The organism is Acinetobacter sp. YH12023 (assembly GCF_013420135.1).
Taxonomy (GTDB): Bacteria; Pseudomonadota; Gammaproteobacteria; order Pseudomonadales; family Moraxellaceae; genus Acinetobacter; species Acinetobacter amyesii.
In genome coordinates this window covers 91,487-116,025 of record NZ_VOYU01000005.1, presented here as the reverse complement: position 1 = coordinate 116,025, position 24,539 = coordinate 91,487, and the positions used below count along the sequence as shown (strand labels likewise).

Annotated in this window: 19 protein-coding genes; 14 read left to right on the top strand and 5 right to left on the bottom strand. The window is 39.3% G+C overall.

The window, feature by feature from the left end; all coding sequences use genetic code 11:
- The first annotated feature begins 149 nt into the window (after window positions 1–149).
- The 7 genes from FTT92_RS07280 to FTT92_RS07250 all read left to right on the top strand — a co-directional run bounded on the left by FTT92_RS07280 (window position 150) and on the right by FTT92_RS07250 (window position 10,452).
- Entirely contained in the window at window positions 150–2,360 is a 2,211-nt protein-coding gene (locus FTT92_RS07280; RefSeq protein WP_180171760.1) for a carboxy terminal-processing peptidase, read from the top strand.
- 437 nt (window positions 2,361–2,797) lie between these two features.
- Window positions 2,798–4,864: an EAL domain-containing protein gene (locus FTT92_RS07275; RefSeq protein ID WP_180171759.1), complete on the top strand. Its 2,067-nt coding sequence runs from the start codon at window positions 2,798–2,800 to the stop codon at window positions 4,862–4,864.
- Between the two features lie 242 nt (window positions 4,865–5,106).
- Window positions 5,107–6,699 (top strand): peptide chain release factor 3, encoded by a 1,593-nt coding sequence (locus FTT92_RS07270; protein WP_180084687.1) that lies wholly within the window; start codon window positions 5,107–5,109, stop codon window positions 6,697–6,699.
- A gap of 106 nt (window positions 6,700–6,805) precedes the next feature.
- Window positions 6,806–7,633, top strand: coding sequence for a hypothetical protein (locus FTT92_RS07265; protein ID WP_180050464.1), 828 nt, complete (start codon window positions 6,806–6,808; stop codon window positions 7,631–7,633).
- A gap of 74 nt (window positions 7,634–7,707) precedes the next feature.
- A complete protein-coding gene (locus FTT92_RS07260) occupies window positions 7,708–8,664 on the top strand; it encodes an RsiV family protein (RefSeq protein WP_180171758.1) in 957 nt (318 codons plus the stop codon).
- Window positions 8,665–8,672: 8 nt separating this feature from the next.
- Window positions 8,673–9,494 (top strand): TatD family hydrolase, encoded by an 822-nt coding sequence (locus FTT92_RS07255; RefSeq protein WP_180171757.1) that lies wholly within the window; start codon window positions 8,673–8,675, stop codon window positions 9,492–9,494.
- Window positions 9,495–9,645: 151 nt separating this feature from the next.
- Window positions 9,646–10,452, top strand: a complete 807-nt coding sequence (locus tag FTT92_RS07250; RefSeq protein ID WP_078189642.1) for an enoyl-ACP reductase — start codon at window positions 9,646–9,648, stop codon at window positions 10,450–10,452.
- 150 nt (window positions 10,453–10,602) lie between these two features.
- Here the strand turns inward: FTT92_RS07250 and secB are convergent, their stop codons facing one another.
- From secB to rsgA, 4 genes are all read right to left on the bottom strand, one after another.
- On the bottom strand, window positions 10,603–11,058 hold the full coding sequence (gene secB / locus FTT92_RS07245; RefSeq protein WP_078189641.1) for a protein-export chaperone SecB: 456 nt from the start codon (window positions 11,056–11,058) through the stop codon (window positions 10,603–10,605).
- A 40-nt stretch (window positions 11,059–11,098) separates the two neighbouring features.
- Window positions 11,099–11,353 (bottom strand): glutaredoxin 3, encoded by a 255-nt coding sequence (gene grxC, locus FTT92_RS07240; protein WP_078189640.1) that lies wholly within the window; start codon window positions 11,351–11,353, stop codon window positions 11,099–11,101.
- 20 nt (window positions 11,354–11,373) lie between these two features.
- The gene (locus tag FTT92_RS07235) at window positions 11,374–11,781 is read right to left on the bottom strand and encodes a rhodanese-like domain-containing protein (RefSeq protein WP_078189639.1); all 408 of its coding nucleotides are present in this window, start codon (window positions 11,779–11,781) and stop codon (window positions 11,374–11,376) included.
- A 93-nt stretch (window positions 11,782–11,874) separates the two neighbouring features.
- Entirely contained in the window at window positions 11,875–12,933 is a 1,059-nt protein-coding gene (rsgA, locus tag FTT92_RS07230; RefSeq protein ID WP_180171756.1) for a ribosome small subunit-dependent GTPase A, read from the bottom strand.
- A gap of 125 nt (window positions 12,934–13,058) precedes the next feature.
- On the opposite strand from rsgA, the gene orn reads away from it, so the two are divergent.
- Window positions 13,059–13,616: an oligoribonuclease gene (orn, locus tag FTT92_RS07225; RefSeq protein ID WP_067763591.1), complete on the top strand. Its 558-nt coding sequence runs from the start codon at window positions 13,059–13,061 to the stop codon at window positions 13,614–13,616.
- A 56-nt stretch (window positions 13,617–13,672) separates the two neighbouring features.
- Here the strand turns inward: orn and FTT92_RS07220 are convergent, their stop codons facing one another.
- A complete protein-coding gene (locus FTT92_RS07220) occupies window positions 13,673–14,113 on the bottom strand; it encodes a GNAT family N-acetyltransferase (RefSeq protein WP_180171755.1) in 441 nt (146 codons plus the stop codon).
- 198 nt (window positions 14,114–14,311) lie between these two features.
- Here FTT92_RS07220 and FTT92_RS07215 point away from each other — a divergent pair, with 198 nt between their 5' ends.
- From FTT92_RS07215 to FTT92_RS07190, 6 genes are all read left to right on the top strand, one after another.
- Window positions 14,312–15,082, top strand: coding sequence for a ThiF family adenylyltransferase (locus FTT92_RS07215; RefSeq protein ID WP_180004537.1), 771 nt, complete (start codon window positions 14,312–14,314; stop codon window positions 15,080–15,082).
- A 115-nt stretch (window positions 15,083–15,197) separates the two neighbouring features.
- Window positions 15,198–17,012, top strand: a complete 1,815-nt coding sequence (locus FTT92_RS07210; RefSeq protein WP_180171754.1) for a tetratricopeptide repeat protein — start codon at window positions 15,198–15,200, stop codon at window positions 17,010–17,012.
- Window positions 17,013–17,248: 236 nt separating this feature from the next.
- A complete protein-coding gene (locus tag FTT92_RS07205) occupies window positions 17,249–19,864 on the top strand; it encodes a type VI secretion system Vgr family protein (protein WP_180171753.1) in 2,616 nt (871 codons plus the stop codon).
- Window positions 19,861–20,817 (top strand): hypothetical protein, encoded by a 957-nt coding sequence (locus FTT92_RS07200; RefSeq protein ID WP_067763576.1) that lies wholly within the window; start codon window positions 19,861–19,863, stop codon window positions 20,815–20,817. The genes FTT92_RS07205 and FTT92_RS07200 overlap by 4 nt, the downstream gene beginning before the upstream one ends.
- Entirely contained in the window at window positions 20,810–23,662 is a 2,853-nt protein-coding gene (locus FTT92_RS16710; RefSeq protein WP_257231628.1) for a T6SS effector BTH_I2691 family protein, read from the top strand. Before FTT92_RS07200 ends, FTT92_RS16710 begins: the two co-directional genes overlap by 8 nt.
- 2 nt (window positions 23,663–23,664) lie before the next feature.
- Window positions 23,665–24,420, top strand: a complete 756-nt coding sequence (locus FTT92_RS07190; protein WP_180171752.1) for a putative type VI secretion system effector — start codon at window positions 23,665–23,667, stop codon at window positions 24,418–24,420.
- The last annotated feature ends 119 nt before the right edge of the window (window positions 24,421–24,539 follow it).

The following is a 24,539-nucleotide window of genomic DNA, read 5'->3' as shown; positions in this document are numbered from 1 at the left end:
AATGATTTGCTACACTTTGTCAGCAGAGAATATGATAAAACTACACGACATAAACATATTAAGTTGTTTAAGATTTTGAATCTATTCAATTCAGGTCGAAAACCAACACGGTAATATTGGTCTTAATACCAAGGAAGTACAAATTATTTATGAAACTTCAAACATTAGCTTGTGCCGTTGCGATTGCGACAGGTGGATTCTTTTTCACTCATGTGGTGAATGACGCAATTGCTGCCAATAATACAGAAGCAGTGAGCGCGGGTACCATTCAGCCCACACAAGAGCAAGCCTTGGTCTCACGTCAGCTCGCAACATTGGTAGACCGTCAACACTATTTAAATCAGCGTTTAGATGCCAATACCTCTAATCGTATTTTAGATTTTTATATTGATAGTTTAGATGCTGAACATACGTTGTTCTTGGCATCAGATATTGAAAATTATAAAAAACGTTATGGCTCAACTTTTGGTGCAAATCTCAAAGCGGGCAATTTAACAGGGCCGTATGCGATTCATGCGCAATATCGTGAGCGCTTAAAACAGTTCTACACCTATATGTTGGAAGAGCTGAAAAAGCCACAGAATTTAAATCAACCGAATAACTACATCGAAACTGATCGTGAAAAAGCGCCATTCTTTAAATCGACAGAAGAACAGCGTGCGCATTGGAATAAAATGTTGGTCTCTCAGCTGATCAACTTAACCATCAGCAAAGAAGAAGAGAAAGCCAAACAAAAAGCGTTGAAAGATGACCCAACACTGGCAAATGGTCAAGACTTAACAGGTCCTGAAGACTTAACACCTGTACAGACTTTAATCAAGCGTTATACGCGTCAGTTAGAGCGGATTAGTCGTTTAAAAAGCGATGATGTGCTCGACAAAACTCTGAATGCCATGATGCTGACGTATGATCCGCACAGTAATTACTTTCCACCTGTAGATGCGATGGAATTGAACCGTCAAACCACGCTGCAATTGGAAGGGATTGGGGTATCGATCCGTCCTGAACGTGGTAATGAAGACTACACCAAAATCGAGACGATTGTGGAAGGTGGTCCTGCTAGCAAATCAGGACAAGTCAAGTCAGGCGATCGTATCGTTGGTGTTGCCCAAGATGGCGACAAAATGGTGGATGTGATCGGTTGGCCGAGCAATGAAATTGTCGGACTGATTCGTGGTAAACGTGGCACCAAAGTGACTCTACGTTTATTGGGTGCTGGTGCGTCCATGAATCAAGCGCGAAATGTCACAATTGTACGTGATGTGATTCAAGAAGAAGATGCAGGCGTGCGTTCACGTACCGTTGAAATTGAGCGTGATGGCAAAAAACATAAGTTCGGTGTAATTGAAATTCCATCGTTTTACTTGAACTATCGTGCACGTCGTGCGGGTACAGACTATCGCTCTGTATCAGAAGATACCAATAAAGCCTTAAAAACTTTAGATGCTCAAAATGTTGAAGGTATCATCATTGACTTGCGTAACAACCCTGGTGGCTCACTTGAAGAAGTGGCACGTATGCTTGGTCAAGTGATTAAATCAGGTCCAGTGGTGCAAATCCGTGATGGCAATGGCAATGTCAGCGTGTTTGAAGATGATGATGGGGGGGCGCAAACTTATGCAGGTCCATTGGCAGTATTGATTAACTTGGCTTCGGCGTCTGCGAGTGAAATTTATTCTGCTGCGATTCAAGACTATGAACGTGGTGTGGTGATTGGTAGCACCACAACGGGTAAAGGAACAGCGCAGGTACAACTTGACTCTTTAGCCTATGGTCAAGCAACCTTAACGCAACGTAAATTTTACCGCGTGACTGGCGGCAGTACCCAAAATAAAGGGGTCGTGCCTGATATTAAGTTGGTTGATATTTACAATGAAGAGTTTGGTGAACGTAAAGCGAAAAATGCTTTACAGTGGGATACCATTCCTACAGCACCGTTTAAACGTGAAGGCTCGATCCAAGCCTATGTTCCCGATTTGATTAAGTCATCTCAGCAACGTGTCAGCATTGATCCGCAATTTAAATATTTAGAGCAACGTACTGCGATTGCGAAAAAGACAGAAGAGCAAAAGCGTGTGGTGCTTGACTTAGCGAAGCGTAAAGCCGAGCTGTTGGCACTAGAGCAAAAGTCTTTGGATGCTGAAAATCAGCGTCGTAAAGTGGTGGGTCAAAAACCTTATGCCAACTGGGAAAGCTACCAAGCGTCTATGGATGCATTGGTGGAGGCACGTGCAAAAATGAAGGCAAACCAACGTCCAGCACTGCCTGAAGAAGAAGTCTTTGTGACGGAAGCAGCAAACGTGCTAATGGACTATGCCAAATTACAAGGCAAAACGCATACAACAACAGCCAAAAAGTAAGTAATTCATCCATAAATAACATTGAGATGATTGCTTGAGTTTTTGACGGAAAAGATGAATTTACCCATTGAAAAATAGCGAGCTACAGCTCGCTATTTTTTTTGTGAGTAGGGCGGTGTTCGATTTAAATCTAGAAAGCAATCTATAAATGATTCTAACTTATTCATTTTATTATGATTAGAAACTGTTCTAAAATAATAAACACCTGATGCAATTTTTATCAAAAGTTTAAGTTTTAGTGAACTTCATCAAGCTTTATTTTTTTAAATTAATCAGTTGCTTAAAATCTTGAAAGAAAGACTTGACCATTACTGTAGACTAATAGATTCTAAGAGAAAATAAGTAAGTAATTGAAAATGTAACAAGTTAAAGGGAAGAGATAGATTGGGTAATTCGGTTAAAGAAAGTGCCACGATAACCTAAGCGGAACGCTTGATATGACCCATATTCATTATGATTACAATCTGGTCGTTGGTTCAATCGTAGTTGCATTATTAAGTTGTTACTTAGCTGTTTCACTCGAACAAATGTTGTTCCGTGGAACACGACCAAGATATGAAAATGTCATTTTATTATTCAGCGGTGCAATTTTAGGTGCTGCGATTTGGTGCATGCATTTTGTAGGCATGATGGCCAGCCATTTACCTTCAAATCATAGTTTTGATACCAGTCTTACTCTGACATCCTATTTTATTGCCTTTGTCGCGTCCACTTTTGCCGTGTGGTTAACCACACGACTGACGCTACCATTTCCTCGTTTAATTTTAGGCTCAGTTTTAATGGGGCTAGGCATTTCCGGAATGCATTACACGGGGATGCTGAGTTTAGACGTTCAGGGTTATGAGCAACGATACGAACCTTTAATTGTTATCTGTTCAATTTTAGTTGCGATCTGTGGTTCGTGTTTGGCATTTTGGCTGACATTTAAAAATAAGTATTCGTCTAAACGTAACATCATGAATGCCTTTGTTGCGGTCATGCTGACTTTTAGCATTGTCGCTATGCATTATATTGGTATGGCAGCTGTTGATTTTGTACCGCTAAACTCGATGGATGTATTGGTTGCGGCTCAAATTAACCATAATTTATTGCTATTTATTGTCTTATTTGTCACCAGTTTATTGTTGATGGCGGCCTTTAGCGTTGCAGTACTTGAGCAACGTTTAGAACATCGCAGTTTGCAATTGATGCGCGCAAATCGAGAACTGGCTAATCAAGCGGTACAGGACAATTTGACCCGTTTACCTAATCGACTATTTTTGGCTGAATATGCACATTTTCTATTTACAGAGCATCGCTTAAGACAAGATAAAATTGCTTTTATTTATATTGATATCGACCGTTTTAAAGCGGTCAATGATGTGTTTGGACACCATGTGGGTGATCAACTACTGATTCAAATTGCTACGCGTATTCACCGTTTAATTAATGATAAAGCCAAATTGCTACGAATCGGTGGCGATGAATTTCTGATTGTACTTGAGTCGGCAAGCAATGACTCTGCCACAGCAATGTCTGAAAAAATATTGGAATTGATGCAAGAAAGCTTTTTGATTGCAGGTAAGGAAATCAATATTTCAGGCAGTATTGGTATTGCGATGTACCCAGAACATGGTGCGAACTTACAAGATCTGCTGATCAATGCAGACACTGCAATGCTGAGTTCGAAGTATCAGGGGCGTAATACCTATTCATTTTTTAATTATACTGCCGACCAATTTGAAGAAAAAAGTCAGACGAAACTGATCAATGATTTATATAAAGCGGTAGAAGAACAGCAATTTATTTTATTTTATCAGCCAAAATTTAATGCCGTTGATCGTGAAATTTGTGGGGTTGAGGCCTTAATTCGTTGGAATCATCCAACTCTAGGTATGCTGACGCCAAATAAGTTTATCAATGGTGCAGAAAAAACTGGACTGATTATTGCCATGGGCTATTGGGCGCTTGAAGAAGCCTGTAAGCAAATTCAGCACTGGGAAAAGCTGAATATGCCGCTGTATCCGATTGCGGTCAATTTATCAGCGATTCAGTTTGAACATAAACATTTATTTAGTACCTTAGAGTCGCTTTTTGCACGGTATGAAATTAACCCGTCACATTTAATTATTGAAATTACCGAGTCAACTGCGATGCATCATATCGATGCCAGTATCGTAACTTTTGAACATTTGAGAAAGATGGGGATTAAAGTTGCGATTGATGACTTTGGAACGGGACATTCAAGTTTCTTATATTTAAAAGAACTGCCTGTAGATGAGTTGAAAATTGACCGTGAATTTATCCGCAATTTGAGCGTCGGTTCTAAAGAAGAAATTATTTTAGAAAGTATTATTCACTTGGCAATTCGACTGGGTTTAACGGTCACTGCAGAAGGTGTAGAGACAGAACAACAAGCAGAAATTTTAAAACGTTTAGGTTGCCAGCAGTTGCAGGGATATTTGTTAGGAATGCCGATGCCAGTGGCACAGCTTGAAGAAAGCATGAAAATGAAAGTTGAATAAAGTCCTCGTAGTCTGATCGCATTGCCAATGAGTGAGAAAAAAAAAGACAGAGAAATGCGTTATATCGTCGATAAAAACAGGTCGTCATCCAATGTAAAACATCAAGACACACCACGCTAAGATTTTGACTCAACCCAATGTGGTTGATTATTTTTAATGGTCAATCTGATACAATATCGCCAATTTTCCATATTGATCAGATCTGATCTTTTGCACTGCGAGTTTTGCAGTAGGTGTCTTTCATGAGTTTTAAAGAAGAATTAGCGACACAGGTCGCTCAGCGACGTACTTTCGCTATTATTTCCCACCCCGATGCCGGTAAAACCACAATGACAGAAAAACTGTTGTTATGGGGACAGGCGATTCAGGTTGCAGGTATGGTAAAAAGCCGTAAATCTGATCGTGCGGCAACGTCTGACTGGATGGAAATGGAAAAAGAACGTGGTATTTCGATCACCACTTCTGTTATGCAGTTCCCGTTTAAAGACAAGATGATTAACTTGCTCGACACCCCAGGGCATGAAGACTTTTCTGAAGATACCTACCGTACATTAACCGCTGTTGACTCTGCGCTTATGGTGATTGATGGTGCAAAAGGTGTCGAAGACCGTACGATCAAATTGATGGAAGTGTGTCGTATGCGCGACACGCCGATTATTTCATTCGTCAACAAAATGGACCGTGAAATTCGTGAGCCATTAGAACTGCTTGATGAAATCGAAAACGTTTTAAAAATTAAATGTGTTCCGATTACTTGGCCACTGGGCACAGGTCGTGACTTTGCCGGTGTATTTAACCTACTCGAAGAAAAATTCTACGTTTATAAGGCAGGTTTCGGTTCAACTATTACGGATATTGAAGTCCGTGATGGCTATGACTATGCAGATTTGCGTGAAAAAGTCGGCGAACTCGCTTGGGCTGCATTTGAAGAATCATTGGAATTGGTTCAAATGGCCAATGAACCTTTAGACCGTGATGAATTTTTGGCAGGTCGCCAAACGCCAGTCTTGTTTGGAACGGCACTCGGTAACTTTGGTGTGGACCATGTGTTGGATGCATTTAGTCAATATGCACCTGAACCTAAAGCACATCCGACGCAAGACCGTAAAGTTGAAGCGACTGAAGAAGGCTTCACAGGTTTCGTCTTTAAAATTCAAGCCAATATGGATCCAAAACACCGTGACCGTATTGCATTCATGCGTATCTGTTCAGGTAAGTATGAAAAAGGCTTGAAAATGAAACATGTGCGTCTAGGTAAAGATGTGCGTATTAGTGATGCTTTAACGTTCCTTGCTGGTGACCGTCAGCACCTTGAAGAAGCATGGCCGGGCGACATTATCGGTTTGCATAACCATGGTACGATTCAAATCGGTGATACTTTCACTTCGGGTGAAGATTTACATTTTACCGGTATTCCTCACTTCGCCCCTGAAATGTTCCGTCGCGTGCGTTTAAAAGATCCTTTGAAGTCAAAACAGCTACAAAAAGGCTTAAAAGAACTTTCAGAAGAAGGGGCGACTCAGGTCTTTATGCCGCAAAACAGTAATGACTTAATCGTGGGTGCTGTGGGTGTGCTTCAGTTTGAAGTTGTGGCTTATCGTCTGAAAGAAGAATACAAAGTTGATTGTATTTACGAGCCTGTAAGTATCAATACCGTACGTTGGGTATCGTGTGATGACGAGAAAAAATTCAACGAATTTAAGAAAAAAGCACACGACCAATTGTCTGTCGATGGCGGTGGTCATTTAACTTATCTTGCACCAAGTCGTGTGAATTTACAGTTAATGCAAGAACGTTATCCGGATATCGTGTTCAGCAATACACGTGAACACTAAGTTGTTCTTTTACAGAAATAAAACAGCTTCTTCGTGAAGCTGTTTTATTTTGTGGTAGAGTTTTTAAATCCATACATTACGCAATCATTTGGTCGTTTAGGACATCATGAAAATATTCAAGGATGCTACAGTTTTTGCACTTTTGGGGAGTGTTTTGCTGCTCAGTGCATGTGATTCAGGAAAAGAAAACAAAGCGACAAAGCCGGCCGATGATGGCGCTTCTGAAGCGGTCGTGATCAATCCAGATGTTTTGCCCTATTTAAATATCCAAGAGCAAGCAGCAAAAATTGCCAAACCGTTTTGTGAAAATAAAAGTTGTATTGATTTAGAGATACAAACCATTCAGACCGTAGATACATGGTTGAATGGCTGGATTGAAAAAAATCAGGCCAGCGTCGTACAAGATCAGATTGCATTAAAGCAAAATATGAATCTCCAACAAGCCGTCGATGCGTATGTGAAAAAATCAGATGCTTGGCAGGCAGAGTTTAAAACCAATAAAGCCTATGAATTGGCCATGTACACACGAGTTCCATATCAACGGAATCAATATGTGTTGCTGCAAATCGGTGTTGATACCAAACAGGAAAATATCACGGTCAAAGAGCGTTATTATTTTTTTGTGGCAGACCGCCGTGCGAAAAAGAATCTTAAACCTTTAGATATTATTGATGCAAAGCAACAGCAAAATATGGATGCTATTGTGCAGCAAGCCTATAGCAAATGGTTAGATGAACAAGAGGTAGATGTCAAAAAATCGGCACCGAAAAAACTCTATTGGGGCCAAGCAGATTGGTTCTTTGATCAAGAAGGTGTCGGTTTGCATTACCGTACTGATGAAATTGTCAAAGATGGTAAACAACTGGATATTTATCTCAGCAAAGCACAAACACAACAAGTATTGAAAGCTGACGTTTATCAGCATATGTTCTAAACAACGAAAGTATTTAATTTGATAAGATATTTACCAAAATAAATATCAATTATTCAAAATGAAAGGTTGAAGCAATGGTGCAAAAAAATAAAATTTGGGCAAGCTCAATATTGGCAGTTTCTGTTGCATTCACGGCGTGTCAGCCACAACAAGCTGAACCTGAAAAAAAGCCAGATCAAGCAAAAACTGAACAGCCAGATTTGAGTGCAAAACTGATTGGTGATGCGGAAAAATTACAACTGAATTTACCTGAATGTGATGGCGGGGTCTGTCCTGAAATTTCAGTTGAACGCTTAAACAGTAATCAAGCCTTTATTGATGACTTTATTGATGCGGAAATTCTAAAACAGTTAGGTGAAATTCTATCTGTATCGCCTTTAGAAGATAAAACGCTGAGTACTGATGCTCCCGCTGCAAGTGAAGTTCCTGCAGCGTCTGAAGCAAAATCTGCTTTGGCAAAGGTTGAAACGCCCAAATTAAAATTGGAAAAAGCCACGCAGCCTTACATGCAAGCGTTCTTAAATTTAGATAAAGAATTGAAATCTTTAAGTGCCAATCAGCAAATCAGTTTGATGATTAAACCTAAAATATTAAATGCTGAAAAACCCTTGGCAACAGTGGTTTTAAATACCAGTTCATATTTAGGTGGAGCGCATGGTTCTTCTGCACAGCAATATTATAACTTCGATTTAAGCACTCAAAAATTGGTGCAGCTCAACGACATATTATTGCCAAATCAACGTGCTGAGCTTGAAAAGCGGGGCTATGAAGTATTTAAAACTTGGGTGAAAGATGCCAAGTTGGCAGACAATATTCAAGAATACGAACAGATTTGGAAATTTAAACTGTCTGATAATTTTTATCTGAGTAAGCAAGGTTTAATTTTGCAATATGCCGAATATGAAATTGGGCCGTATGTGGTGGGTTTACCACGTTTGACCATTCCTTATGATCAATTGCAAAGTGTATTGAAAAAGCAATATCTACCTCCAGTTGAAGCTGCTGAAGCCTCAGCCGCAAAAGCAAATTAATTAGTTCAATGACTTACTCACTGTTTGATACGCATACGCATTTTGATGTTCCCGATTTTGACGCTGATCGGGAACAGTTGGCGTATGCTGCCAAACAAGCGGGTGTCGATGCTTTGGTATTAATTGGTTTTGTACAGTCACGTTTTCACAATTTGCTGCAAACCCAAGAGTTTTTAGCTCGTTTATCCAATGCTCCCAAAAGCTATTTAGCCCCCGGCTTACATCCGTTTTATATTGAGCAACATCGTGCAGAACATTTGCTCGACGTGGAACAGATGCTAAAGCAGCATGATTGTGTTGCTGTCGGTGAGATAGGTTTAGATACTTTTTTGAAACAGCATAAACAGCCTGAACTTTTTCAAAAGCAGCAGCAGTATTTTTCCGCACAACTTGAATTAGCACAGCAGTTTGATAAACCAATATTGCTGCATATTCGTAAATCCCATGCGGAGGTGCTTTCGATGTTGAAAAAGCATCAATTTAAGCTCGGTGGTATTGCACATGCATTTAGTGGTGGTGTTGAAGAAGCGAAGGCATTTACCAAGCTAGGTTTTAAAATTGGTGTAACAGGGCAAATCACCAATCCCAATGCAAAAAAATTACATCAAGTGGTTCAGACTTTGGGTTTAGATCATTTGGTCTTAGAAACCGACTGTCCCGATATGACACCCTTATGTTGTCAGCATTCGACGGAAGGGCGTACCCGCAATACGCCGGTCAATTTGCCCTATGTCTTGCAGGGGCTAGCTCAGAGCTTAAACCGTACTGAATCTGAGATTGCACAGATCTTATGGAGTAATTCATTACAAGCATTGCATCTGGACGCTTAAGGGCCAATAAATATTGATGCTGCTTGATTCAATCTAGTTTCATTCGCATCGTGCATGCAATGATGGTTTTCTAAAAAAAGGCGCATTATGCAATTTCTAAAATGCTTTAGACTTGGCATTATGCTGTTAAATTATTTTGAGTGAGTTTCACATGGCACAAGGACTATTGGCTGGCAAACGCTTTTTAATCGCGGGTATTGCAAGTAAGTTATCAATCGCATTTGGTATTGCGCAAGCTTTACATCGCGAAGGTGCAGAACTGGCTTTTACATATCCAAACGAAAAATTAAAAAAACGTGTAGATGATTTTGCTGAACAATTTGGTTCAACTTTAGTTTTCCCATGTGATGTAGCAGTCGACGCTGAAATTGATACCGCTTTTGCTGAACTTGCTAAACATTGGGATGGTCTAGATGGTGTTGTGCATTCAATTGGTTTTGCACCGGCACATACTTTAGATGGCGATTTCACTGATATTACCGACCGTGAAGGTTTTAAAATTGCTCACGACATCAGCGCATATAGCTTTATTGCGATGGCTCGTGCGGCAAAACCTTTATTGGCTGCACGTCAAGGTTGCTTATTGACGCTGACTTACCAAGGTTCTGAACGCGTAATGCCAAACTATAACGTTATGGGTATGGCAAAAGCGTCACTAGAAGCAGGCGTACGTTATTTGGCAACAAGTCTTGGTGCTGAAGGTATTCGTGTAAATGCGATTTCAGCAGGTCCGATTCGTACCTTAGCGGCTTCAGGGATTAAATCTTTCCGTAAAATGTTAGATCTAAATGAAAAAGTTGCACCGCTTAAACGCAATGTCACCATTGAAGATGTCGGTAATGCAGCATTGTTCCTTTGCTCACCTTGGGCAAATGGTATTACAGGTGAAATTTTGTATGTTGATGCTGGCTTTAATACTGTAGGTATGAGCGCTGATCTAATGGCAGATGCTGAGTAATTTGCTCCTCCCTTTTTAAAAGGGAGGGTGGGAGGGATTTTGTTAAGTAGAAGTAAATCCCCCTCATTCCCCCTTTTAGTAAAGGGGGAAGCTAAAAGGCAATAAAAAAGACCGCTAAAAGCGGTCTTTTTTATATCTGAGATCAAGTAATTAAGCTTGGCCTTCAGCAGCAGTTTGCGCACGTTGCAAATTCGCTTCGAATTCAGCATCGAAGTTAATTGGTGTAAGCAATAATTGTGGGAAGCTGCCTTTAGTAACCATATCGTTCACTGCTTCACGTAGGAATGGGAACAAGATATTTGGGCAGTAAGCACCAAGAATGTAAGGAAGACGTTCTTCTTCAACGCTATCGATCAGGAAGATACCTGCTTGAGTAACGTCAACGATAAATGCAGTGTCACCCGCATTGTTCGCTTGAACGACAACTTTCAGTGAAACTTCGAAGTGTGTTGGATCAACTTTTTCTGCAGAAGAAGAAAGATTGATATTTAGTTCAGGCTGCCATTCTTTAGTAAATACTTGAGCCCCAGGTACTTCGAAAGAAATATCTTTAGTATAAATACGCTCTAATGCCAATTGTGGTTGAGCTTGTTGTTCTTCACTCATTGTTTATTCCTTAATATGAGGTGACGATTTATGTTTAAAATTAAGATAGCATGCCGTCGAGTTTGCCTTCACGCTCTAAAGCATAAAGTTGGTCAAAACCGCCAATAAACTGATCATTAATAAAAATTTGAGGAACGGTACGGTGGTTGGTGCGTTGCATCAATTCAACACGTACTTCAGGCGCTTCATTTGATAAATTAATTTCTTTATAAGCCACGCCTTTACGCTCTAGGAGCTGTTTTGCACGAATGCAGTAAGGACATACAGTTGTTGAATAAATCGTAACTTCAGCCATGTTAATCTCCTAAGAAGCGCTTATTTGCTTTTAACTAGAGGTAAGCCTTGAGCTTTCCAGTTGCTAATGCCGCCGTCTAAACGGTATGCATCTGCATGACCGACTTGTTGCAATGCAGAACCTGCCACTTGACCAAGGTTACATACAAAAACCAACGGGCGATCAGAAGTTTTTAACTCTTCAATGTGTTTTGTAATTTGGCTATATGGAATATTACGGCTACCGCTAATATGACCTTCGCGGAAGTCTTTCGCATCACGTAAATCAATCAATTGAGCATTTTTAGCTTTAACTAAAATCCCTAAAGATTGAGGTGAAATTTTGCGACCATTACGCTGGCCTTCAAGAATAAAGAACAGCACGACCAATACAGCCAGCGTTCCAAATAAGAAGGGGTGATTCCCCATAAATTCGAACCAACGTTCCACAATTCACCTAACTACAATTTTAAATTGCCAAGAGTATAGCCCATAAATATGGTGATCAAAATCACCCCTTCAAGGGCATGAACAGAATAAAAATTAATTTTTTTGCTGCGCTTCCGTGATTTCGTCGATCAGACGTAAATAACTGTCTAATCGGCGCGGTAAAATTTCGCCATTTTGAACCGCCATTCTAAGCGCACATTGCTTTTCATGTTTATGCGTACAGTTACGGAACTGGCAATAGCCCAAATGTGACTCGATCTCAGGGAAACCTTGTTGAACTTTTTCCAATTCTATGTGCCATAAACCAAATTCACGGATTCCTGGTGAATCAATCAATGCAGAACCTTCACCAAACGCAATTAAGCGCGTAGAGGTGGTGGTGTGCTGACCGAGAGCGGAGTTTTCCGAAATAATATTGGTTTTTTGCGCAGCATCCGGAACAATGGCATTAATTAAAGTACTCTTACCAACCCCAGACTGACCTACAAATGCGACAGTTTCACCAGAAAGTCGAGCAGAAAGTGTGCTTAAGTCACCATCGGATTGGGTTTGCATGACCTCATAGCCCAAGTCACGATATTCTTGTAATAGCGTTAAGATCGGATCGTTGTCTTTAAGCAAGTCGGATTTATTTAAGACCAATAATGCTGGAATATCGGCATCTGCACAGGCCACTAAATAGCGGTCAATCAGGCCTGGCGCTGGTTCAGGAAGTGGTGCAAATACAATCACAATCAGGCTGACATTGGCTGCGACAGGTTTCACTTTGTGATAACGGTCAGGGCGTGTCAGTAAAGATTGGCGTGGATGAATCGCGGTAATAATCCCTAAACCTGTAATCGGGTCAGCTTGCCATTTGACACGGTCACCCGTCACCAATAATTCGAGATTGGTACGGGTATGGCAGCGCCAAACACTGCCTAATTCGATGGGTTTCCAATGGGGTTCAGGTTCACCTGCTTGCACAATGGGTTTTTCAGGATGTTGGTCGGGTGTAGACAGCGCTTGAACTTCAAGTTGACGACCATAATGTTGGACGACCAAGCCTTCCAAATCTGCAGAAGTATCGATTTCTTCCTGACGAGATTTATGTTGCTTCTGAATGCGACGTTGCTGCTGTTCAGTCAGTCGGCGCTTACGAATTAAAGCCATTCATATCCTAAAAAACCATGAAAACTAGATGGCAAAAATAGCATGAAAGCAGGGTCTATTTACAGCGCAAGCCCAATAAATTTGCTACTATGTTCATTTTTACAGCCTAATAAGATTGCACATTTATGAGCAGCACACCTGATACACGCCTGATTTGGATTGACCTTGAAATGACAGGTTTAGATACAGATAACGACCAGATTATTGAAGTTGCAACAATTGTGACGGATGATAATTTAAATATTCTGGCGGAAGGGCCTGTGCTTGCGGTACATCAGTCTGATCGTGTGCTCAATGCAATGGATGAGTGGAACACTCGCCAACATGGTCAATCAGGTCTGATCGAACGTGTACGTCGTAGTAAATTGACAGCACAAGATGCTGAACAGCAAACTTTAGAATTTTTGAAAAAATGGGTGAATCCAAAATCATCACCGATGTGCGGTAACTCAATTTGCCAAGATCGTCGTTTCTTGCATCGTTTGATGCCTGAAATGGAACAATACTTCCACTACCGTAATCTCGATGTATCATCAGTGAAAGAATTGGCGAAACGCTGGCGCCCAGAGATCATGGGGGGCTTGAAGAAAAATGCCTCGCATTTAGCAATGGATGATATCCGTGACTCGATTGCAGAGCTTAAATACTACCGTGAATATTTCTTTATTATGAATAAAGACTAAGGTTGTAAGATCGAAAAAGAGGCGAAAGCCTCTTTTTTTTATCTGAGATATTTTCTCTATCTTTGATAGATGTTGGCTTGATGAATCTCGAGAAAATTTGCAGGCTGAGCCAAATCTGTAAAGCCAAATTGACGATATAAACCATGTGCATCTGCCGTTGCAAGCAACATGCGTCTTAGATCTGAGGAGCCACATTTTTCAAATAAAGTACTCACAATTAACTTTGAATAGCCTTTGCCTCGATGCTCATCGGCGACATAAATATCGGCTAAATAAGCAAAAGTTGCATAATCCGTAATAGCACGACCAAAACCGATGAGTTCATCATCGAGAAGTAAGGCAACGGCCAAAGAGTTTTCAATCGCTTTTTTCACCACATGTTTTGGAATATCTTTTGACCAATAGGTATGGCTTAAAAAGCGATGCACGGTGTCTAAATCCATCTCATTTTTGTCATCGGTAATTTTTAAATTATTTGGCAGAGGATGGATGTTCATGGCAATACACACTTGATTTTTTGATCTATGGTTATATTTTTAAAGCAGATCTCCGTTCGCTGTAAATGTTTATTTTGATGGATTTAGACCTGATGCGAATGCCTCTCTGTTGTGCTGTCTGCTGAATTGCGTTTTATCAAAGAAAATAAGTAGCGAATTTGCTAAAATAGCGGCTGATTTAACACTGCCTCCTAACCTATGACTGAACTGCTCCAAGATGATGAATATGACCGCCGTTTTGCTGGCGTAGCCAAAATATATAGTGATGAAAGTTTTCATCATTATGAAAAAAGTCATGTCATGGTGATTGGGATCGGTGGAGTAGGCTCTTGGGCGGTCGAAGCTTTAGCGCGTACAGGTATTGGTGAGCTAACCTTGGTCGATATGGATGTCGTTGCTGCATCGAATATTAATCGACAATTGCCTGCCATGAGCACGACATTGGGACATGAAAAAATTGAAGTGATGGCAGAGCGCTGCCGTGCGATCAATCCCCGAATCAAAATAAATTTGATTGATGATTATCTCACACCCGAAAATGTCAAAGAAATTTTGGCAGGTGCTCCTGACCTAATTTTAGATTGTATTGATGATGTGAAGGCCAAATTTGCCTTAATGCTACATTGCCGTTTTAATAAAATTCCGTTGATCGTTTCCGGTGGAGCAGGGGGTAAACTTGATCCGCTGAAAATCCGAGTCGCAGATTTATCAAGAACAGAGCAAGACCCAATGTTAGCCAAATTGCGCACACAATTACGCGGCAAAGGCATTTGTAAAAAGCCGAAAGAAAAGTTTGGGATTACCTGTGTTTATTCGATTGATAATCCATTTTCCAGTGCTGATGTTTGTCCAAGTGCGGGCTTACGTTGTGGTGGATATGGTTCAGCAGTAGTGGTGACGTCCAGCTTTGCGATGGTGGCTGTGTCAGAGGTGCTCAAAAAACTTGATGCAAAACGAGCAAAAGCATGACAGCTATCTCATTTTGAAAAAAAATAAAGCACCAAATTCGGTGCTTTTTTTGTATATAGAATTAAAATCAGACACAATGTTGGAATAATTAAAATATTGATTTTTTGGGGCGAGTATGTGGTTTTTACTGATACTAATTTTGGGGATGGGAGCACTTGCGTTTTGGATGTGGAAAAGACCCGATCCAGTGAAACGCGATCAGGCTAAAGCGGTTGGGCATGACTTGTGGATAGACCAATTAGATGCACAGCTGAAATTTGCAGAACGTTTAATGCTTGATGCACCAACCGACTATGCGCGTGCCTATGAGTTGTATCAAAATTTGGCCAAACAGCATGAAATTCCACAGGCCTATGTCGCAATGGGGCAGATGCATTTACAAGGTTTAGGCCGAGAAGTCAGTGTGGAAAATGCGTTGGCTTTATTGGAAAAAGCCAATAGTTTAGGTAGTGATGATGCTGCATATGTGTTGGGGCAAGTTGAAGAAGGTATCTATGGCGGTGTACCCAATCTTGAAAAAGCGCAGTATTGGTATCGACATGCGATTTCACGAGGTCATTTGGATGCACAATATCGACTCGCCGAACTAAACCCAGAAGATCAGACACATGCCGAGCAGCAACATTTAGATTTGTTGCAAAAAAATGCGGACAATGGACATGCCAATTCACAGTATCAATTGGCACAGCGCTATTTAAATCAAGCCACGCCAAATATTGCTTTGGGATTGGAATATTTACTGAAAGCTGCCCAACAAGACCATATGGCGGCTATGCAGCAATTGCAGCAATTCTATGCACAAGGAAAGTATCTTGCGCAAAATGATGAAAAGTCATTGCAATATTTAAAGCGAGGATTGCTACTCGGGCACCAGCAGCAGTTGTATGAATATTATCAAGCAGTATTGATGGGTAAAATCGACGTCGATCAGCGTCAGCGGGTTTATCATGATCTTTTGCAGCAGGCCAAAGAGCACAAAGTTGCTGCAGCCAGCCGATTATTAGGCATTGCACATTTTCATGGTTGGTACTTGGACAAGCAGGAAACTTTAGGTTTTCGCTTTCTGACCGAAGCTGCTCAACTTAAAGATGCTGATGCAATTAGTCTTATTGCAGCGCTGTATTTTGAAAAGTATTTGGTTAATGATGATCCGCAAAAAGCATTTGAGTTATATCAAACAGCGTATCAATTCAAACCATTATTCATTAACCAAGTCGGTTTGGCACTATGCTACCTACATGGGGGCGGTGTTGAGCGAAATATCAAGCAAGCGCAGCAACTTTTAGTTGAAGCGGCTAGGCATTTAAATGATATGTCCATTGCTTGTGTCGCGGATCAAAACTATGTGATTGGACGTTTTTATGCATTGCCAGAATATCCATTAGCACATCGTGATCAGTGTCTGAGTTATCTGGAAAAAGCCGCGGAACAAGGTTCGCAGGATGCTGCTTGGTATCTCTACCGTTTAGCCGTGGACAATATCTTGCCTGATCTCTCATTTGATGATGCTCAAACACAGCGAGCATTGTTGAGAGCGGCGAAATTAGGTCATCCTGATGCACTTACGCAACTGGGTCTGGTTAACTTAAAAGGACAATGGGGAGCACAAGATTTCCAACAAGCATCGCAGTATTTTTCGCAAGCGGCGGCATTGGGAAATGTGACTGCCTTGTACCAGCTTGGTGAAATGTCAGAACATGGTTTAGGTGTACAGCAAGATTTATCCCAAGCGCATAGCTATTATGTACAAGCGGCTCAGGGGATGAATGCTGCGGCGTTAACGCGATTGGGCTATTTATATATTCATGGCATGGGCGTAGAGCGTGATCTTAAAATTGCACAGCAATATTTGGAAAAAGCAGCCTTGCAAGGCTATGTCGAAGCACAAGAACAATTGGAGAATATTCACGCATTTTTAAATGCCAATTAATCGTGATGCAAGGCAGTAAGGTGGTATTAAGAGACCTAAAGTTTAGTTTGATGGTCTCTATATTTTTTTAATGCAGAAATAAATAGAGTAAAAATAACATAAAGAATTGATGTAGAAATTTGAATTTTTACTTACATAAAACCCAAAAAAGCAGGCAGATTATGCCTAGAAAAATATGAGTTTTTTTGATTAAATACCCCGCATATTTTATAAAAATCTGATTTTAGATAATAACGATGCTGAACAATATTTATTCTGCACTTGAGAAATTGGGCATTAGTCCACAAAAACGTGCCTTGCATATTCAATTTTCCAATACCACGCTGAATGAACAAGTATTCTTGCAACGTATTGATGGGGAACATGCCTTAAGTGAAGGTTTGAATGTTCAGCTCATCTGTCTCTCAACTTCTGCCACGCTCGAACTGAAACAATTTATTGGTACGCAAGTCGCAATCGATCAGGTAACCGATGCGGGTCAACTTTTTCGTATTACCGGGATCATTACAGAAGCATTTCAAGGCCAAAGTGATGGTGCATTAACGCTATATAAGTTGACCTTAGAAGATGCAACGGCATTGTGGCATAAGCGTCGTAATAGCCGTGTGTTTATGAATAAATCGGTCAAAGATGTAGTCGAGATTATTTTTAAAGAATGGCAAAAAAAGAGCCCACTTTTTGCAGCGAGCTTAAGTTTGGACTTAAGTGGCTTAAAAAAAGAGTATGACGTTCGACCATTCATGATGCAAAGTAATGAAACCGACTATGATTTTATTACGCGCTTACTACGCAGTGAAGGCATTCATTGGTTGGTTGATGAAACTCAATCTTTTGTAACATCGTCTGCGGCACCCATCGCAGCCCAAAAGCTACGTTTGATTGATGATAATAGTCAATATCAAGCTTTGGAGCGACGTAATATCCGTTTTCATCGCAGTAGTGCGACTGAAAAAAATGACAGTATGACCAGTTTTATCGGTCAGCGCAGTCTGCAGCCGACGTCGGTACATGTGCAGCGGTGGCAGGCGGATGTGCTTGAACAGGACGAGGGGGGTGGTGCAGTACAAAGCAAGCACCTACATAGTCAAAATCAAGATAATGCGAGCTTAAGCTTAGAGCAGGTATGGCATGTGAGCCCTGCATGGATACAAGATCTGAATGGTGAAGATGCTGCAACTGCCTCTAATAGTGCTCAAGTTGAACGTCTCAATCAAAATTTTAGTGATTATTATGCGGCTCAAGCCAAACAATTTATTGCTAAAAGTACCGTGCGTGATACACAAGTTGGTTATTGGTTCAAATTGGATGAGCATCCAGAGATTGACCAGCATCGTGGTGCCGATCAAGAATTTTTGATTTTATCTAAGTCTTTTTATAACCAAAATAATTTACCCAAAGATTTATCCGATCAAGTTACACAGTTAATCCATCAAAGTCAGTGGCAAGTCAAACAAAGCGATGCGGATGAACGCCAAGCCAATACCTTGGCTTTACAACGTCGAAATATTACGACCATCCCTGAATTTAATCCACTTACACATCGACCAGTAACACATCCACAGCGTGCTAAAGTTGTGGGTCCTGCTGGTGAAGAAATCCATGTTGATGAATGGGGACGGATAAAAGTCCGTTTCCTATTTACCCGTTCTGATGATCATAGCCATGATGGCGGTGCAGGTGCGAATAATAATGACACAGACTCGGCTTGGGTTGATGTACTGACGCCTTGGGCCGGCGAAGGTTATGGCGCACGCTTCTTACCTCGAGTTGGTGAAATAGTCGTCGTTGATTTCTTTGATGGCAACATTGACCGACCTTTTGTTGTTGGTCGTATTCATGAAGCGCAGCGTAGTCCCACTAAATTTGACAATAAAGGACAATTACCCGATACCAAAAAACTTGCGGGAATTCGTTCCAAAGAAGTGGCGGGAGAGGGATTTGGTCAATTACGCTTTGATGATACCACGGGGCAAATTAGTACGCAGTTGCAAAGTAGCCATGGTGCAACACAACTGAATTTAGGGCATTTAAGTCATCCTAAAGAAAAGGCTGAGAGTGAAAGTCGGGGTGAAGGTTTTGAGCTGAGGACGGATCAATGGGGGGCAGTTCGAGCTGGACAAGGTTTGTTGGTGTCGACACATCAGCAAGCACAGGCAGGTGGGGTACATTTAGCGACCCATGAAGCCCATACTCAAATCGAAAGCGCATTGAATAATGCTAAAGGGCTGAGTGATGTAGCGAAAAACCAACAGACCGACCCGCTTGAAGTGTTGGAGAGTCTTCAAGCCTTTATTGAGGTGTTAAGTCAGGATGATCAGCAAAAAGCTGCTGAGTTTAAATCGGCCATTATGGTCTTGGCCTCCCCCAATTCGATTGCTTTAAGCAGTAATGAAGATATACATGTATCTGCAAATGGTCAGATCAGCCAAACTGCAGGCGAGAGTTTGAACATTTCTACGCAAAAATCTTTAATAGGTCATGCAAGTAAAAAAATCAGTTTATTTGCAGCACAAGATGGTTTACGTGCATTTGCTGGGAAAGGGAAAGTTGAAATTCAGGCACAAGGTGATGGACTCGATCTAATTGCACGTAAGGGTATTCAGGTTATTTCAACCGAAGATACGATTTATATCACCAGTCCCAAGGAAATAAATTTAACTGCGGGTGGTTCGCAGATCAAACTAAATGGTTCGGGTGTATTTCCAACCACAAGTGGAAAATTTGAGGCGAAAGCGGGACAGCATAAGTTTACTTCGCCGACATCAGTAAATCCACCAGCTTTAAATTTACCAGATTGCTCAGCGAAGCAAGGTCAAGCTGCAGAGTTGGGTTCTGCCAAGGTGATTTTATGAGTAGTTTTTATTTGGTCAATGAAATTAAAAATTACTCTACAGATAAAATCTTTGAAGATATGAGTGCTCTTCTTGATCGAACTGGTCGATTATTGGTTTTACTTGATGAAACTTTAGAGGCTGATAGCTTTAGTGAGTTAAAAAGCTGTTTAAAAGAAGAGAATATCATTTATTTGCCTTTAGCTCAGGGCAATAAGCCAAAGAATACTAACTTATTTTTTTTGGAAATAAAAAAGAAAGACGTACTAGAGAAAGTTGGGAAAGAAATCGCTAAAAAAATTTCCAATAATTTTGAAGTTCAAAATGATAAATATTTAGTACATGGATTTGGCACAAGTGTACTTGAAAATAACATAATCAATGAAAAATTCAAAAGTAGTGTAGTTGTTCAAGATCTAAATTCAAAAATCTTATTCCGTTGGTATGATCCTAGAGTATTAAATTATTTGGATCAAATATTTAATGAAATGGAATTGAATAGTTTACTAGGATTATTTGAGATATGGAATTTTGTACATCCTATTGGATATTTTAGCTGGGAAAAAAAACAAGATAAAAAATTTATATCCCGAAAAATTAATAAATTATCACATGATCAATCTCTAGCTTTAGATTTAATAGAAATTAGTAATTTGGTGTTTAGATCGGCATTTGAATATGATGAGATAGATCGAGATAAATTAAATCCGAAGAATATATTATTAAACTTATTTGTCGCACATGAAGAATACGAAGTTCATAAATATTCTGATCTTTTGAGTTATGGTTTATACGCTGAAATATTAGGTCGACATTTTTTTATTCACCCTCAAGTTGAAAATATTCTAGAACAATATTGGAATAAGACAGAAAATGAATACGATTTTAATGAAGCTATGAATTTTCTTCATAAAGATCAATGGGTGTTAATAAAAAATGATTTAAATGATTTAGAGAGTATTACTCATGGGTAATGATAAAAAAAATTCAACCGTTAATATTACAAATTCTAAGCTACCTATGCTAAAAGGTTCACAAGCACAAATTAACAAAGCTACGAGTGAGGAATGGAAGAAAAACTTAAAAGGATATGGCTTAGGTAGTCCAAATTCATTAGAACCAAAAAAAATTTCATTAGATCCGCAAAAAATGAAAAGTGAAGTGGAAAAAGCTGGTAAAAACTCTAAGATTCCCATTCAATCAATTCATAGTAATAAACAGAATATTACAGCTAAGCAAAATGCTAAAGAATGTTCAAATTTTTGTAGAGAAAGTGGATTTAGTTTTTTACCTTTAAGGTATTCTGTAGCATCTCTGGGGGGGAGTACTTTACCTTCTAATTTAGGTAAAAATGTAAGTGATGGAATAAAATTATCAAATCACAAATATACTGTTTCTATTATTAAGAATGGTTATATATATTTATATTTTAAAAGAAAAGGTAAGCCTGAGTGGAAGGGTTATATTACAAAAAATGGCTATAATCAAGAATTCATAATTGGAAAAAAAGCACCCTTAGAAGCGAATAATTTTGCTTGTCAAAAATCAGGTCATTCATTTAAAGCTTCATTGATTACTGTTCCAGAGATTACACCTAATGATGTGGATAGTACTTATATTATTTACACGCATGCTCCGTTGACCGCAAAAAAACGTTTAGAATTTGAGAATAATGCAGACTCGTATGTAGGAAAGGGTTATTGGCAAAAAATTGATATTAAAGGCTGGAAAGGAGGTAATTTAACACAACAACATTGTTTATCTTCACAAACTTTAAATAAAGTACATATTGGTGAGAACAGCTTTGGAGCTGGAAGATGGGCGGCAATTAATAGAGAATTTAAAGCGAAGCCTAAAGAATATTGTGCAATTGCACTTTATGATGCAATAGGAATTACCGCTAAGCTTAATGAAGCTAGAAATAGAAAAGCATTTGCAGATTTAAATACTTTTCTTAACACAAAGAAAAATGGTATTTCTAACCACCATAGAATGCAAACTGTTAATTTAATAGAAAATATTCAAAAGACTGTTCAAGAAAACTATATTGGTATAAGGACAAAAGAATTTATTCAAAGAACGCAGGATATTGAGAAATATAGCGCATTGGATAAGCGCAGAAAAGATCGATTAGAAGCGGCTAGACGGAATAAAGATTGGGAAACGGTTAAGCTCTTAGAAAAACAAATTGCAGAAACAGAACAAAAAAGAAAAGAAAATCTTGGTACTTCAGATAATTCTGTGAAAAATCAAGAAGGTGAGCAAGGTGTTATTGTTAAAAAAGGTATTGCTAAGGGAGAAGTAGCATGGAAGAAATGCCAAGATCAATTAGATTTAACCGCAATTGATCATTTTAATAGTCAAGTCGATAGTGAGTCGAAAAAAGGATATAACAATGCAATTAGCTACTTTGATGATCATTATAAATGGTTAACTTCACAAAATTTATTAAATGGATTGGTATATTTTGATACGAGTGAAATACTAGAAAGTGGCAAGTTGCCTGAAGGAAGCAATGGTTTTATCTTTCATGCTGTCGTTATGGATCTAATGTATGGGATTACTTTTTTAGATAAGGGAAAAGAGCTTATAAACTCTTGGCTATTAAAGAAAACAGTAGAAACGAGTAATTTGTTTCTTCGTGCATATTGTTTTAATAATGCGAAGTTGATACAGAATTATAATCAAATTTTTAGCAGTGACGATACCGCAAAAAATATGATGGACTATACAAAACAAGGATTTTCTGCTTTTGTTGCTGCAGATGCAGGTTTTGATGAATGGTTGAGTCAGGCTGAAAGTAAGAAATATATTCAAGCAAGAGATTTTAAAGTTAATGATAAACTTTTTTATTGGATGTCTTTAGCATTGAACTCTGCATTAAAACAATTCTCAGATTTGAAAATGAGAACAGTGCAGGTCAATCAAATTAATGCAATAGCAATTCAAGGGAGTCAAATACATATTTCTCGACTATTGTATTTAAAGTCAGGTCCACTTGCAAAACACATTCCAATTACGCAGTTGTTTTATAATGTTCAATTTAACTCTGCCGCAAGAGCAGTAGTTGCTGGAAATCAGAATTTTTCAGTGGCTGCTGCTGTCGATATTCGAACAAAAGTCAATTTAGCGGTGAAATCTTCATCACAGATAACGAAGAATCGTATATTGGCAATTGTCGGTATTTTTGAGATGTTGAATTTTTATTTTCAATACGGTGCTTGGCAAAAAGATGTTGAAAATAAACCAGAAATTGCAGCGCAATTGGTTGGTTCTTCGATGTCTTTACTTGCTGTTGCATTTGAGGCTATGGGTGAAAATTTCCATACTCAAGGCAAAGCCGTTGCCTCTTCTGCGACAGCCTTTAGAATTTTTGCTGGGGCGCTGGGAACAATAGGGGGTGTAATTGGGTTATATGTCGATTTTAAAAATTTGAAAGAAACAAACTCAAATACTATTAAAGTTATTTCTTCATTTAGGCTCGTTTTTAGCTTCTTATTAACAATTGGTCAGGTTGGATCTCTATTGAGTACTGTTTCGCAACATCTTGGTAAAGGGATATTAAATCGGACAGCAGTAAGATTTTCTTCAAATGCCATTGTTGCTGCGCTTGCTGGAGCTCGTGTAGTTGCGGGTTTGACTCTGTTTTCAGTTGTATTGGTGACTTTAGAGTACACTCTTAAAAACTATGTACTGGATAGTGCATTTGAGGATTGGTGTCAAAAAACACCTTTCAGGAAAGCGAATAGTAAAGAGACCCCTTTTAAAAATGAAGATGAAGAATATCAAGAATTCGTAAAAGCGGTAGTGAGTGTTTGATTATGCATGATTTGGTGAAATTTGAAGGTCGTATTGAAGCGTTAGAAATCCATAATGGTGTGTTAAATACTTTGGGGGGAGCAGGAGATAACTTAATTAAGTCTTCAGCGATTTTAAGTACGGTTGTTGGTAGTGTTTCATTGGGTGCACAAACGGTTTTTTTAGCCACGCAAAGCCGTTTACATATCCAAACTGTGGTGATGAGCATAGAGGGCAAAGTCTGTGTGGGTCAGTTTCACCGCGGTCTGTTTGAAACAGGTGAATATGTCATTTGTATTGCTCGACAAATTGCACCGAATATATATGAGTTATCTTCAGTACTTAGTCCAAAAACGGGGTTATTGCATATGCAAGTCGGAATGGGTGCAGCCGATAAACCTGCATATAAGTCAATGATGAAGGGTGGGAGAGTCTGGTACATGATTAGTATAGTTTGTATGTTTTTACTATTTATATTTACTGGTGAATTAACTAAGGAGATGTTTCTAATTTTAACAATAGTCTGTTTTATCACATATTTTATTTTTATGTTTATTGTTAAAAATGCATTTAACTCATTACGCCATATGAATGAAAAGTCAGAACAAGTTTTTAAAATGTATGGGTTTAAAAATCCAGAAGAGATTTATTTGCTGACGGCTCGACATCAAGATGATAATGCAAAATTAATATTAGAATCGGTTTATGAATACCGTAGAGCGATTGATGATGACCCATATCCTGAAGTTTATATAGCAGAACAAGAAAAGAATAATTAATGTATTTATATGATTTGGTGAAATTTGAAGGTCGTATTGAAGCGCTAGAAATCCATAATGGTGTGTTAAATACTTTGGGGGAGCAGGGGATAACTTAATCAAGTCTTCAGCGATTTTAA